This window comes from Mycobacterium sp. P2_H7 (assembly GCF_056403275.1).
Map to the genome: position 1 here is coordinate 245,343 of NZ_JBFUFU010000005.1, position 13,970 is coordinate 259,312.

Genomic DNA, 13,970 nt, shown 5'->3' on the forward strand with positions numbered 1-13,970 from the left:
GGTGAACCCGCTCGCCGCCGCCCTCAGCGACCGGCTGTCGGTCAGCGCCAATCATCTGGTGCTGCTGGAAGACGGAGTCTGGGTCCGGCACCCGTGGCCGGAAATCTATGCGCGGGCCGAGAATGTCGCCGAGTGGGTGGCCGATGCCGGCATCACCCGCGTCGGGCTCGTCGGCGAGCCGACGGCCGAGTTCGTCGCCGCCGTCATCGGCGCCTTCCTGGCCGGTGCCGCGGTCTCGATCCTGCCCGGACCCATCCGCGGCGCCGATCCCGCGCAGTGGGCTCGGGGCACGCTGGCGCGGTTCGACACGATCGGCAGCGAGCGGGTGCTGAGCCAGGGCAGCTACCTGGAGCTCCTCGCCGCGCAGTCGCCCGCGGTCGGCGCACTCACCGCCGTCGCACACGCGCAGCGATCGGCCACCCTCGCGCTGCCCGACGCCGACGCCCCGATCGCCGTCTTGCAGGGCACCGCCGGATCGACGGGGACTCCCCGCACGGTGGCGATGTCCCCCGCCGCGGTGCTGGCCAATCTCAACGGCCTCAACGAGCGAATCGGCGTCGACCCGAGCGACGTCGGATGTTCGTGGCTGCCGCTGTACCACGACATGGGCCTGAGCTTCCTGCTGTCGGGGGCCGTGGGCGGCACCGATGTGTGGCAGGCCCCGACGTCGGCGTTCCAGGCGTCGCCGTTCCGCTGGCTGAACTGGCTCAGTGAAAGCCGCGCCACCATCACGGCCGGACCCAACATGGCCTACGGGATGATCGGCAAGTACTCCCGCCGGGTCACCGATGTGGACCTGTCCGCGCTGCGGTTCGCGCTCAACGGCGGCGAGCCCGTCGACTGCGAACTCACCGGACGCTTCGCCACGGAGATGGCGCGGTTCGGTTTCGACGCCGGCGCGTTGTCGCCGTCCTACGGTCTGGCCGAAGCCAATTGCGCGGTCACGGTTCCGGTGCCCGGGGTGGGTCTGCGCGCCGTCGAGACCGCGACCCGTACACATGCCGTGCTCGGTGAGCCGATCGCCGGCATGGAGGTGCGGATCGAAGAACACGACGGCGAGGCCGGGGAGATCGCCATCCGGGGCACGTCGATGATGTCCGGCTACCTCGGGGACGATCCGCTGGGTGACGGATCCTGGTTCCGCACCGGCGATCTCGGCTACTTCACCGAGGGCGGGCTGGTGGTGTGCGGCCGGGCCAAGGAGATCATCACCGTCGCCGGGCGCAACATCTTCCCGACCGAGGTCGAGCAGCTGGCTGCGCAGGTGCCCGGGGTGCGCGAAGGTGCGGTGGTGGCCGTCGGGATCGGCGAGGGGTCGATACGGCCCGCCCTGGTGGTGACCGCCGAATTCCGTGGACCTGACGAGGCCGGGGCCCGCGCCCAGGTGATGGCGCAGGTCGCGTCGGGATGCGGTGTCATGCCCGCTGATGTCATCTTCGTCAAGCCCGGCACGCTGCCCAGGACCTCGTCGGGCAAGCTGCGGCGCCTCGAAGTCCGGCGCGGTCTGGAGGACCGTTAGCTACTCTGGGCACACATGTCTGCCTTCACGCCGGCCAAACGTGCGCTGACCCATCTCGCGCTGCGGGCCGCCGCGGCGCGGCTCGGCCTGGGCCGGCCGACGACGGGCTACGGCGTGACCCGCGATGTCGAGGTCCCCACGCGGGACGGGCAGCGACTGCGCACCGATGTCTACACCCCGGCGTCGGCGACGGTGAGCACCTTGTTGCTCCGCACCCCGTACGGCCGTTCCGCGCTGATGGCCACCATCGTCGCCGGCTTGTTCGCCGGACGTGGTTATCGCGTCGTCGTGCAGAGCACGCGTGGAACTTTCGGCTCTACCGGCACCTTCGACCCGGTTCGCAACGAAACCGAGGACGGGGCCGACACGGTTGCCTGGCTGCGCGCCCAGCCGTGGTTCGAGGGACGGTTCGCCACCCTGGGCTCGTCCTATCTCGGGTTCACCCAGTGGGCCCTGCTGTCCGATCCGCCGCCGGAACTGGAAACCTCGGTGATCGCCATGGCGACCCACGATTACGGGCAATATGCCTGGGGCGCAGGGTCTTTCCCGCTGGCCGACCTGCTCACCTGGACCTATCATCTGGCGCACCAGGAAAGCGACGGCGCGCTGCGGGGCCTGGTGCGCTCGCTCACCACGTCGCGCAAGGTACGTGGACCGCTGTACACGGTGCCGCTGCGCGACGCCGCCGATCAGCTTCTCGCCGGTGCCACGCCATGGTTCGAATCCTGGGTGCGCCATCAGGATCCGGCCGACCCGTACTGGGAGCCCGCCCGGCGCTCGGTTGCCCTGCAACGGGCCGACACGCCGGTCCTGCTGATCGCCGGGTGGCAGGACATCCTCGTCACGTCGGCGTTCCGGGAGTACGCCCAGTTGGCCGCCCGGGGTGTCGAGCCGGCACTAATCGTCGGGCCCTGGACGCACAGCGACGGCGGCGGTGAGGTGCTCCGGGAGACGATGGCCTGGTTGACCGGGCCGCGCTGGAGCGGGGTGCGGATCCACGTCAGGGGGCGTGACACGTGGCGGGAGTTGGACGCCTGGCCACCGCCGGCCGACGACACAGTGCTCTATCTTCACCCGCGGGCCGCGCTCGCCGACAGCCCGCCCGCCGAGGCGGGCACCATCGCCGGGTTCGTGTTCGATCCGGCCGACCCGACCCCGTCGCTCGGCGGCCGGCTCCTGTTCTCGCCCAACGGTTATCAAGAGGACAGTGCGCTGGCAGCGCGTCCCGACGTCGTGACGTTCGCCAGCGCGCCGCTCGACCAAGCACTCGAGGTCATCGGCGTTCCGCGGGTCGAACTCGCGCACCGCACCGACATCGGATGGGCCGACGTCTGGGTGCGGATCAGCGAGGTCGGCGCCGACGGCCGGTCACACAACGTCTGCGACGGCTATGTGCGACGCGAACCCGGCGCCGAACCGGTGCTGCATCTGGACCTCGACCCGATCGCCCACCGGTTCGCCGCGGGATCCCGGGTCAGGTTGATGATCGCCGGCGGGTCGCATCCGCACTATGCGCGCAATCCCGGCACCGGCGAATCCATATGGACGGCAACCCATATGGTGCCGTCCACCCACGAGATCGGCGCCGGCTCGCGGCTGCTGCTACCGGTCGTGCGCGCCTAACGCACCTTCAGCACGACTTTGCCGGTGGCACTGCGGTTTTCCAGCGACTCGATGGCCGCACCGGCCCGCTCGAACGGGTAGACGACGGGTTCGGGCGCGCTGATCGCACCCGACGCCAGCAGCGGGGCCAGCTCCTCCCACTGCTGCGCCAGGTAGCCCGGGTGGGTCATGGTCCAGGCGCCCCAACCGACCCCGATGGCGTCGACGTTGTTGAGCAGCAACCGATTCACCTTGACGGTGGGGATGTCGCCGCCGGTGAAACCGACCACCAGGAGCCGCCCACCGGGGGACAGGGAGCGCAGCGAATCGGTGAACCGGTCCCCGCCGACCGGATCCAGCACGATGTCCACACCGCGGCCACCGGTCAGCTCGGCGACCTTGTCCTTGAATCCTTCGGCGAGCACCACATCGGTGGCTCCCGCGGCGCGCGCGATCTCACCCTTGGCCTCGGTGCTCACCACCGCGATCACCCGGGACGCGCCGAACGCCGGGGCCAGCCGCAGCGTCGACGTGCCGATGCCGCCCGCGGCCCCGTGCACCAGCACCGTCTCGCCGTCGGCCAGCCGGCCGCGGGTGCGCAGCGCGAAGTGCACCGTCAGGTCGTTGAACAACACGCCCGCGCCGGCCTCGAAGGACACCGAGTCGGGCAGGGCGAACACCCGCTCCGCGGGCAGCGTCACCACCTCGGCCATCCCGCCGGTCAACAGGGTCAGCGCCGCCACCCGGTCGCCCGCGGCGACGTGCGCACCGGCAGGCGCGCTGCGGACCACACCGGCGACCTCGGCACCCGGGATGTACGGCAGGGGTGCCTTGTACTGATAGAGCCCCCGGGTCTGTAGGGCATCGGGGAACGCGACCCCGGCCGCGTGCACCTCGATCACCACGCCGTCGGTGCCCGGCTCCTCGATCTCCACCAACTCCGCGACCGACGGACCGTCCAACCGGGGTATGTGTATGGCGCGCATGAAGCACCATTTAACATCCCGGCGTGATCAAGGCACGTGCCGCGGTACTCCGCGAAGCAGGGCAGGACCCGCAGCTGACCGAGGTCGAATTGCGCGATCCGGTGGCCGACGAGGTCCTCGTCCGCATCGACGCCGTGGGCATCTGCCACACCGACATCAGCGTCGCGTCCTGGTTCGCCAAGGTGCCCATGGTGTTCGGGCACGAAGGCGCGGGCACCGTCGTCGCCGCGGGACCCCGCGCGCAGGACCGCATCGGGGCGCGGGTGGTGCTCACCTTCGCCAGCTGCGGTGCGTGCGCGAACTGCGCCTCCGACCGGCCGGCCTACTGCGACCAGTCGGCCCACCTGAACATGCGGGGCAGCCGCCGCGACGACACCAGCGCGCTACGCCTCGACGGGCAGCCCATCACGAGTGGATTCTTCGGCCAGTCCAGCTTCGCCACCTACGCCATCGCCCGCAGCCGCAACGCCGTCACGGTGCCCGACGGCATCGACCCGGCGCTGGCCGCACCGCTGGGCTGCAGCGTGCAGACCGGTGCCGGCGCGGTGCTCAACGTGCTGACCCCGGCCGCCGATGACGCTGTCGTGGTCTTCGGTGCGGGCGCGGTGGGGCTCTCGGCGGTGATGGGTGCGCGCATCGCCCGCTGCCGCACGATCATCGCCGTCGATCCGATCGCCGCGCGCCGCGACGTGGCCGCCGAGCTGGGGGCCACCCACACGTTCGACCCGGCAGGCGCCGACGTCGCGGCCGGGGTACTGGAGCTGACCGGCGGGGCCGCGGGTGTCATCGACACCACCGCCCGCCCCGACGTCATCGCCGCGGCGGTCGGGCTGCTGCGCTCCCGCGGCACACTGGCGCTGCTCGGTTTGGGTGCACCCACGGCCGAGCTACCGGTGGCGCTCATCATGGCAAAGGGGATCAGCGTGCGCGGTGTCGTCGAGGGCGACAGCGACCCGCACGTCTTCATCCCGTACCTGGCCGACCTCTACGTCCGCGGTGAGCTGCCGCTGGACAAGCTGATCACCACTTTCCCATTCGACGATTTCGGTCGGGTGTGGACCGCGGCGAAGGCCGCCGAGGTGATCAAACCGGTGCTCGTCACGGCGTAAGCTGGCGGGTCCCGGCAAAGAGGCCGAGACGAACGGAGCAGCCCATGACGCTTCCACCGCTACCTGCGGGCCGCACCATGACGGTCCGCTCGGCTGACGGGACACGCTTGCACGCCCGGGTGTTCGGCCCGGAGAACGGCTACCCGATCGTGCTGGCGCACGGCATCACCTGCGCCCTGGAGGTGTGGGCCCACCAGATCGCGGACCTGGTCGGCGACTACCGCGTCATCGCCTACGACCACCGCGGCCACGGCCGCAGTGAGACGCCCCGGCAGCGGCGTGGCTACAGCCTCGACCATCTGGCCGCCGATCTGGACGCCGTGCTGGACGCGACGTTGGCGTCCGGTGAGCGGGCCGTCATCGCGGGGCATTCGATGGGCGGCATCGCCATCTCGTCGTGGTCGCAGCGCTACCCGGACCGCGTGACGTCCTGCGCCGACGGCGTCGCGCTGATCAACACCACGACCGGGGACCTGCTGCGGGATGTGCGGCTCGCGCCGGTGCCCGCCCCGCTGACCCAGGCCCGCATCCGCGCTGCCGGGACCTTCTTGAAGACGTTCGGCGCCACCCCGATCCCGGGTCTGGCCGGTGGCCCCAACAAACGCTTCGTCCAGTACCTGGCAGTCGGCCGCGACGCCGCCCCCGAGGTGGCGGACCTGATCTACCGGCAGTTCGCCGCCACCCCGCCGGCCGGGCGCGGAGGCTGGGCGAGGGTGCTGGTGGACAACCTTGGGCCCAAACATATTTCGCTGCACAACCTGACGGTGCCGACACTGGTCATCGGCAGCCGCAAGGACCGGCTATTGCCGATCATCGCGTCCCGCCACATCGCCGAGCACGCGCCGAATCTGGCGGCGTTCGTCGAGCTGTCCGGCGGTCACTGCGCCATTCTGGAACGGCCCGCCGAGGTGAACCAGCAGCTGCGCGCACTGGCCGAATCGGTGGCGCGGCAACGCCTCAGCTCGTGAGGTAACCGATCGTCTCGGTGGCGGCCCGCTGTCCGGACCGGACCGCACCGTCCAGGAATCCGGTCCACTCGTCGGCGGTCTCGGTACCGGCCCAGAACACGCCCTCCACCGGAGCGCGCAACACGTGCCCATAACTGCTCCACGACCCCGGCGGCACCGCGGCGGTGGGCCCGCCCGGCGCGAACGGCTCTGCGCCCCAACAGTGGTCGACGTAGTCGATGGGTTCGGCGGCGGCGGCGCCGAACAGTGCGGTGAAGTTGCGCACCGCCCGTTCGCGGCGCTGTTGCGGGGGCAGCGGGTCGAAGGTGCGGGCATCGGTGAAGCCCAGCAGGACACCGGGTCCGTTATCGCCGGGGCTGACGTCGAAGGTGATGAACACCGGTCCCTCGTCGGACAGCGCCTCCCCGGAGAACCCGGCGGCGCGCCAGAACGGCTTCTCGTAGGCGACGTAGGCCTTGCTCAGATTGCCCTGCGGCCAATGGGCGATCAGCTCGCGATGGTCCTCGGACAGGGCCGGCTCGAAGGTGATCGCGGCGCGATGTGCGGGCGGGATCGCGACGATCACCGCCGCCGCCGTCCAGGACCCGGTATCAGAGTCCACGCGATACCCGGCACCCTCGCGGGCGACGCGGCGGACCGCGGTGCTCAGGTGCACCGTCAGGTCGTCGGCCATCCGCTCCGCGATCTGCTGGGTCCCGGCAGGGAAGCGTTCCTGCTGCGCGCCGCCCTCGACGTCGAGCATCGGGCCCAGTCCGCCGGCGGCCTTCACGTAACGCACCGCGTGCAGCATGGAGACCTCGTCGGGTTCACAGCCCCAGGTCACCCGGGACATGATCGCCATCAGGTTGCGGGTGGAAGCGTTCGCGTGCACCGAGCGCAACCAGCTGTCCAGGCTGCGCCTGTCCAGGCGCTCGGCGGCCGGGGCCGACCAGGGGTCGGTGACCGGGATCAGCCGGGACAACCGCTCGAAGCGCCACTGGATGCGGGACACGTCGAACAGTTCGATCATCGACAGCTTGGGGATGGTGCTGCGGTAGGAGCGCACCCGGCCGTGCCAGTCGATCAGGTTCTTACCGCGGCTGTGGGTGGGCACGGTGTCGCAGCCCAGTTCGGCGGCCAGCTTGAGCACCGCGTCCTGGGTGGGACCGACGAAGGTGCCGCCCAGGTCCACCGGGACGCCGGCGATCGTCGTCGTGTACGACCGGCCGCCGACACGGTCCCGGCCCTCCAACACCACGACGTCGTGCCCGAATTTGGTCAGTTCCCGTGCCGCCGACAGCCCCGCGAACCCTGCTCCCACCACGATCACATCGCCCACGGCCCCAGTCTGCCCCGAAGCATGGCCCGGGCGCATTAAGGTGAGCCGCTGTGAAGGTCATGACAGCGTTGTACGGGCCCACCGATGCCATCGACCGGGCGCGCGCCTTGCGCGATGCCGGTGCCAGTGGGGTGTTCACCTTCGAGGGTCCGCATGACGTCTTCACCCCGCTGACGCTGGCGTCCACCGTCGGCGGCCTGGACCTGATGACCAACGTGGCGATCGCGTTCCCGCGCAACCCGATTCACCTGGCGCATCAGGCGATCGACCATCAGATCCTCACCGGCGGCCGGTTCACCCTGGGACTGGGCACCCAGATCCGCACGCAGATCGAGAAGCGGTTCGGCGCTGATTTCGACCGGCCGGTGGCGCGGATGACCGAACTGGTCGCGGCGCTGCGCGCCATCTTCGCGACGTGGTCGACGGGGGAGCGACTCGACTTTCGGGGCGACTACTACCGGCACACCCTGATGACACCGACGTTCACCCCGCGCGGCAACGATTACGGGCCGCCGCCGATCTATGTCGGGGCGCTGGGACCGCGCCTCACCCGGGCGGTGGCCGAACACGCCGATGGGTTGCTGGTGATGCCGTTCGGGTCCAAGCGTTTCCTGCACGAGGTGACGATGGCCGGTGTCGACGCCGGGCTGGCGGCGTCGGGGCGCAGTCGCGAAGACCTTGCTGTGGTGCCGGAGATCATCGTGTCCGTCGAGTCGGACAGCAATCCCGGGCATGCGGCGACGCGCCAGCTGCTGGCCTTCTACGGTTCGACCCCGGCGTACCGGCCGGTGCTGGAGACGCACGGCTGGGGGGACCTGCAGCCCGACCTGCACGCCCTGTCCAAGCAGGGGCGATGGTCGGAGATGGGGGCGCTGATCGACGACGAGGTGCTGCACACCATCGCCGCGTGCGGCACCCCGGCCGACATCGCCGGCCACATCAAAGACAGGGTGGCCGGCGTGTCCGACCGGATCTGCATCTACCAGCCCGGACCGATCGCGGTGGATTCGCTGGCCCAGATCGTTGACGCACTGCGCACCTGAGCACCTATGGTGGTGGTACGGCGCGGGACCACAAGGAGGTCGTCCATGGGCGAGCAGCAGGCCGAGTTCTCTGATGTGCTGATCATCGGGGCCGGTATCTCCGGGATCAACGCCGCTTACCGCATCCATGAACAGAACCCGCGGCTGACCTACACCATCCTGGAACGGCGCGAACGCATCGGCGGCACCTGGGACCTGTTCCGCTACCCGGGTATTCGATCCGACAGCGACATCTTTACCCTCAGCTTCCCGTACGAGCCGTGGACCCGCGAGGAACATGTCGCCGATGGAGCGGATATCCGCCAGTACCTGACCGATGCGGCCCGCAAGTACGGCATCGACCGGCACATCGTCTTCGATACCAAGGTGATCTCCGCGGATTGGGACTCGGCCGCCGACACCTGGTCGGTGCGCACCGAAACCGGTGGGGTGCAGCAGACCCGACGAGCCCGCTTTCTGTTCTTCGGCACCGGCTACTACAACTACGACCAGCCGCACACCCCGCAGATCGCCGGGATGGACGACTTCGGCGGCGAGGTGGTGCACCCGCAGTTCTGGCCGGAGTCCCTGGACTACGCGGGCAAGAACGTGGTGGTGATCGGTAGCGGCGCGACGGCCATCAGCCTGGTGCCCGCGTTGGCCGAGCAGGCCGCCCACGTCACCATGCTGCAGCGCTCACCCACGTACATGATGCCGATGCCTGCCGTTCCGATGGCGATGCAGACGGTACGGAAGGTGTTGCCGCGCAAGCTCGCCCACCGGTTCATCCGGTTCAGGAACGCGTGGATGCACTACGCGATGTTCTGGTTCTTCCGCAAGGCCCCCAAGCGCGGGCGGTGGCTGATCCGCAACCGCACCATCGCGCGGCTGCCGCAGGGCTATCCCGTCGACGTCCACTTCAAGCCGAAGTACAAGCCGTGGGATCAGCGGATGTGTCTGGTGCTCGACGGTGATCTGTACGAGGACATCAGCGCCGGGCGGGCCGACATCGTCACCGACCACATCGACCACATCGACGCCACCGGCATCGTGCTCGCCTCCGGTGCCCGCCTGGACGCCGACATCATCGTGACCGCGACGGGTTTGCAGTTGCAGGCACTCGGCGGCATCGGGTTGAGCATCGACGGCGTGCGTATCGAACCGACCGACCGGTTCGTCTACAAAGAGCATCTGCTCGAAGAGGTGCCGAACATGGCGTGGTGCGTCGGCTACACCAATGCCTCGTGGACACTGCGTGCCGACATGACCGCGAAATCGGTGGCAAAGCTGCTGGCGTACATGGATTCCCATGGCTACACCCATGCCTATCCTCATCTGGGCGGGGTGGCGATGGAAGAGAAGCCGGCCTGGGACATCAACGCCGGCTATGTGCAGCGAGCCCCGCATGCGTTGCCGAAATCCGGTATGCACCGGCCTTGGACAGTGCGGCACAACTACGGCCTCGACGTGCTGGAGCACCGGTTCGACAAGATCGGGGAGTCGATGGTGTTCGGCCGGGCCCCCGTCGTCGCCGAGAAGCCCGAGAAGTCGCCTGTCACGTCGAAGATCGCCATCTGAGCGGCTACTCGCCGGACATCCTGGCCACCGGACTGGACGTCGTGTTCTGTGGCATCAACCCCGCGTCGACCGCGGCAGCCGACGGCCACAACTTCTCCAGCCCGAGCAACCGATTCTGGGCCGTGCTGCATCAGGCCGGGTACACCGATGTCCGTCTGCGACCCGACGAGGAGCGCAGGCTGCTGACGTACGGCTGCGGCATCACCGCGGTGGTGACCCGCCCGACCCCGCGGGCATCCGATGTCACCGCCGACGAATTCCGCCGGGCGGCAACGGCGTTCGAGGCCAAGATCCAGCGGTACGCACCCCGGGTGGTGGCGTTCCTCGGCAAGCGGGCGCTGGCGGCCATGGCGTCCCGACCCGATCTGGACTGGGGACGGCAGCCCGACGCCGCCGCCGTCGCGGGCGCGCAGGCGTGGGTGCTGCCCAATCCGAGCGGGCTGAACCGGAACTTCACCCTCGACGGTCTGGTCGAGTCCTACGGTGAGTTGCGCGCTGCGCTGAAGCAGGAGGGTTGACGTGGTCGAACTCGTCGTCGCGGTGTTCTTCGTCGGCATGGGGATCTACGCCCTCGCCGCCCCGGCCGCCATGCTGCGCCCGTTCGGCGTCACCCTGGGCAACGCGACCGCACGCTCCGAGGTGCGCGCCGTGTACGGCGGTTTCGGGCTGGCCGTCGCCGCCGTGCTGGTTTACGCGTCACGCGTGCCGGAGGTACGCACCGGTGTGCTCGTCACCGTCGGCGCCGCGCTGGCAGGGATGGCGATGGGACGGCTGCTGTCGATATTCGGGGAGCGGACGCCGTTCTACCCCAACTGGTTCTACTGCCTGGTCGAGGCGGCGGCCGCGGCGGTGCTGTTCTGGTCTGCCTACTGACTGCTTTTCCCGTGCTCCGACGAGATTGCGTCCAGGGTTGTTGATTGGCGTCGAACAGCCCGGAGGCACGACCCTGGACGCAATCTCGTCAGAGCAGCGAGAGCGGAGTCTTCCTAGGGCGCGACGGTCAGCCAGTCGGCGAACCCGGACGGGTCGTGGCGCCCGAGTGCGCCGTGCTCGAACAGGCCCCACCCTTCGGCGGGGGCGTTGTCACCCTCGGTGCACACCGCGCGGCCGACGTGATCGATGACCCCGAACCCGGACCGCCCGACGATCGCGGGGTCGGTCATGTCATAGGTCAGCCGCTCGGTGAACTTCTCGCCGCGCCACACTCCGTGCGTCCAGTCGGAGTCGCCGCCGTAGCCGCCGCCGACGTGAATCGGCACGGGCAGTTTGGATTCCACGTCGAACCGCACCGGTGAACCGTCCTGCGCGGTGGCGTCGATGGTGGCCCCGGTGGGGATGCGGGTCCCGGAGCGGTAGTGGATCTTCACCCGGGGCCAGCCGAGCTGCTCGACGCGTCCGTCCTTCCAGATGCGGGTGCAGTCGTTGAGGGACCGGAATCCGTTGGGCTCCTCCTGCAGGATCACGACAATGGAGAAGTCGTCGAACGCCATCGGCACGTAGAGCCACCACATGCCCTCGAACGGCGGATCGGCGGGCCGGCCGGCAGGCTCGGCTTCACCGATCGGGCGGATGCCCCAGGACCGGTCCCGGGAGCCGATCCACACGTCGGGATCCACCGTGATGCGCTCGCCGTCGATCTCCAAAGAGCCGCTCCACGAACCGAGTTGGGCGAACCGCTGAGCATCCAGCGTGACGCGGTTGCCGGTGCGCATGATGTGGGGCTGTTCCTGCACCACGTCGAACAAACCGTTCCAGGTGAGGTCGGCGGCGATCCCGTCGGTCTCGTCGAGGGTGATTCGCAGTGTGCGCAGCGGATCCTGCACGTCGACCCGGTAGCCGAGCACGTGCTGGTTGAGGCGATCCTGGTCGATGGCATCCGACAGGTGTACCGCGGTCTGGGTGTCCCCGCGCCGGACCAGGAGGAAAGCGTCCTTCACCCCGAGATTGGGGTAGTAGCCGATGCCGGTGACGAGGAAGATGTCGCCGGTGCGGTCGTGTGCGTTGAAGTAGGACCGGTCATAGAAGTTGCGGTCCGAAGATCCCGGCCAGGCAATGGGTTTCGGGATCTGGTGTACCGGGAATTCATCCATCGGGCCGAGCATTACGCCTCCTCGAGAAGTCGCCGCAGCAGTGAGGCGTGGTAGAAGGTGGACTCCACGTCCTCGGGCTTGTCCATCTCACCGAAGTGCACCCGCCGGGCGGTGGTGCGCATGAACACGCAACACCAGATCACCCCGGAATATATGTAGAACCAGCGCAGGTCGCCCAGGGTGGTGCCGGTCAGCCGCTCGTAGGTGGCGCGCACATCTTGCTCGCGCAGCACCTCGGGCAGGCCTGGCAGCCCGGCCAGGCCGGACAACTCCTGGAACACCATGTGCGCGAAGATGATCCACGACACATCGAGTTCGCGGGGGCCGACGGTGGCCATCTCCCAGTCCAGCACCGCGGCGGGCCGGAAGTCCTCGTACAGGACGTTCCCGATGCGCGAGTCGCCCCACGCCAGCACCGGCGCCGTCGCGGCGACGTCGGCCGGGAAGTTGTCCTCCAGCCAGCCCAGTGCCCGCTCGACCAGTTCGGAGCGCCCGATGTCGGGCACCGAGAACTCATACCAGTCCTTGAGCCAGCCGAAATGCCGGCGTAGTGGGGTGTCCCCGGCCGGGTCGGACTCGGACAGGAAGGCAAACCGTTGCGCCGCATCGGGAATCGAGTGCAGTTTGGCCAGCACCTCGACGGTGGAGTCCTGCAGTTCGCGCTGACGGTGCTCGGGTGCGTCGGCGAACCAGTTGTCGCCGAACGTGTACGGCATGACGTCGGGCGGGACGATGCCGTCGACGCGGTCCATCAGGAAGAACGGGGTGCCCAGCACGTCACCGGTGGTATCGATCCAGCGAACGCGGGGGACCGGCACGTCGGTGAGTTCGCCGACCTGGCGCATGAGTTCGAACTGGTGGTCCAGCCGGTAGGAGGAGAACACCGGAACGTCCGCATCGGTGGGCGCCACCCGGGCGACCAGACGCTGCTCGGTGCCGTCCCAATCGACGGTCAACAGAATGGTCTCCGACGACATCCCGTTCGCGTCCACGCCGCTTTCGACGGTGACGGTGGGGGTGCCATTGCCGGGCCGCTGCGTCGCGAGCCACTGCGCGATCGCGGCGGGCACGGTGCTGACATCTCGACTGGAGTGCTGGAGGCGGCTGACGTCTTCGACGGCCGGTTCGTTCGACACGATGTTCCTTCCAATACCAATTACGCTACTATTGGTAGCGATATGAAAGCAGACTCACCCTCGGTTGACAAGGGGGCCGGGCGGCCCCGGGATCCTCGTATCGACGCTGCCATACTCGGCGCCACCGCGGATCTGCTTGTGGAGATCGGTTATTCGAATCTGACGATGGCCGCCGTCGCCGAGCGGGCCGGCACCACCAAGACCGCGCTGTACCGCCGCTGGTCGAGCAAAGCCGAACTGGTGCACGAGGCAGCGTTTCCCGTCGCACCGACCGCACTCGGCATGCCGGAGGGCGACATCGCCACCGATGTCCGGGCCATGATCGCCGCGGCCGGCGCGGTGTTCACCAGCCCGGTGGTCCGCGCCGCGCTACCCGGGGTGATCGCCGACATGGCTGCCGATCCCGATCTGAGTCACCGGGTGATGAGCCGATTCACCGGACTGTTCGAGGTCGTCCGCGACCGGCTGGTGCACGCCGTCGAACGAGGCGAGGTGCATGCCGACATCGACCCGGACCGCCTCATCGAGGTGATCGGCGGGGCGAACCTGCTGCGCATGCTGCTCGTCCCCGGGTGGGAGATCGACGACGAGTGGGTGGACCAGACCGCCGCGATCGTGGTGCATGGCGTCGTCCGCTGACAT

General features: G+C 69.1%; 13 protein-coding genes. 9 read left to right on the forward strand and 4 right to left on the reverse strand.

The features are described from left to right. The first annotated feature begins 1 nt into the window (after position 1). Both mbtM and AC1DY7_RS07060 read left to right on the forward strand, forming a co-directional pair. On the forward strand, positions 2-1,519 hold the full coding sequence (mbtM, locus tag AC1DY7_RS07055; RefSeq protein ID WP_477493225.1) for a long-chain-fatty acid--ACP ligase MbtM: 1,518 nt from the start codon (positions 2-4) through the stop codon (positions 1,517-1,519). A 15-nt stretch (positions 1,520-1,534) separates the two neighbouring features. After that, on the forward strand, positions 1,535-3,142 hold the full coding sequence (locus tag AC1DY7_RS07060) for a CocE/NonD family hydrolase (RefSeq protein ID WP_477492941.1): 1,608 nt from the start codon (positions 1,535-1,537) through the stop codon (positions 3,140-3,142). Here AC1DY7_RS07060 and AC1DY7_RS07065 read toward each other — a convergent pair. Next, on the reverse strand, positions 3,139-4,107 hold the full coding sequence (locus tag AC1DY7_RS07065) for an NADPH:quinone oxidoreductase family protein (protein WP_477492942.1): 969 nt from the start codon (positions 4,105-4,107) through the stop codon (positions 3,139-3,141). The two genes, AC1DY7_RS07060 and AC1DY7_RS07065, sit on opposite strands and share 4 nt — an antisense overlap. A 26-nt stretch (positions 4,108-4,133) precedes the next feature. Between AC1DY7_RS07065 and AC1DY7_RS07070 the strand changes: the two genes are divergently transcribed. Next, positions 4,134-5,216 carry an NAD(P)-dependent alcohol dehydrogenase gene (locus AC1DY7_RS07070; RefSeq protein WP_477493226.1) on the forward strand — a complete coding sequence of 361 codons (1,083 nt, stop codon included), beginning with the start codon at positions 4,134-4,136 and terminating at the stop codon, positions 5,214-5,216. A gap of 44 nt (positions 5,217-5,260) precedes the next feature. Further along, on the forward strand, positions 5,261-6,184 hold the full coding sequence (locus AC1DY7_RS07075) for an alpha/beta fold hydrolase (RefSeq protein WP_477492943.1): 924 nt from the start codon (positions 5,261-5,263) through the stop codon (positions 6,182-6,184). Here the strand turns inward: AC1DY7_RS07075 and AC1DY7_RS07080 are convergent. Beyond that, positions 6,174-7,538: a flavin monoamine oxidase family protein gene (locus AC1DY7_RS07080; RefSeq protein ID WP_477492944.1), complete on the reverse strand. Its 1,365-nt coding sequence runs from the start codon at positions 7,536-7,538 to the stop codon at positions 6,174-6,176. The two genes, AC1DY7_RS07075 and AC1DY7_RS07080, sit on opposite strands and share 11 nt — an antisense overlap. Positions 7,539-7,561: 23 nt before the next feature. Here AC1DY7_RS07080 and AC1DY7_RS07085 point away from each other — a divergent pair, with 23 nt between their 5' ends. Genes AC1DY7_RS07085 through AC1DY7_RS07100 form a run of 4 tightly spaced genes read left to right on the forward strand, consistent with a single transcriptional unit; the run spans position 7,562 to position 10,975 of the window. Further along, on the forward strand, positions 7,562-8,545 hold the full coding sequence (locus AC1DY7_RS07085) for a TIGR03617 family F420-dependent LLM class oxidoreductase (RefSeq protein WP_477493227.1): 984 nt from the start codon (positions 7,562-7,564) through the stop codon (positions 8,543-8,545). Between the two features lie 45 nt (positions 8,546-8,590). Beyond that, entirely contained in the window at positions 8,591-10,102 is a 1,512-nt protein-coding gene (locus AC1DY7_RS07090; RefSeq protein ID WP_477492945.1) for a flavin-containing monooxygenase, read from the forward strand. A gap of 32 nt (positions 10,103-10,134) precedes the next feature. After that, positions 10,135-10,620: a G/U mismatch-specific DNA glycosylase gene (mug, locus tag AC1DY7_RS07095; protein WP_477493228.1), complete on the forward strand. Its 486-nt coding sequence runs from the start codon at positions 10,135-10,137 to the stop codon at positions 10,618-10,620. A gap of 1 nt (position 10,621) precedes the next feature. Continuing rightward, positions 10,622-10,975 (forward strand): DUF4345 domain-containing protein, encoded by a 354-nt coding sequence (locus tag AC1DY7_RS07100; RefSeq protein WP_477492946.1) that lies wholly within the window; start codon positions 10,622-10,624, stop codon positions 10,973-10,975. 113 nt (positions 10,976-11,088) lie between these two features. On the opposite strand, the gene AC1DY7_RS07105 is transcribed toward AC1DY7_RS07100, so the two are convergent. Both AC1DY7_RS07105 and AC1DY7_RS07110 read right to left on the reverse strand, forming a co-directional pair. Then, complete coding sequence (locus AC1DY7_RS07105) at positions 11,089-12,204, reverse strand: Rv3169 family protein (protein ID WP_477492947.1); 1,116 nt, start codon at positions 12,202-12,204, stop codon at positions 11,089-11,091. Further along, positions 12,204-13,328, reverse strand: a complete 1,125-nt coding sequence (locus tag AC1DY7_RS07110) for a phosphotransferase family protein (RefSeq protein WP_477492948.1) — start codon at positions 13,326-13,328, stop codon at positions 12,204-12,206. The genes AC1DY7_RS07105 and AC1DY7_RS07110 overlap by 1 nt, the downstream gene beginning before the upstream one ends. Before the next feature lie 42 nt (positions 13,329-13,370). Between AC1DY7_RS07110 and AC1DY7_RS07115 the strand changes: the two genes are divergently transcribed. Then, positions 13,371-13,967, forward strand: a complete 597-nt coding sequence (locus tag AC1DY7_RS07115; protein WP_477492949.1) for a TetR/AcrR family transcriptional regulator — start codon at positions 13,371-13,373, stop codon at positions 13,965-13,967. Positions 13,968-13,970 lie beyond the last annotated feature (3 nt).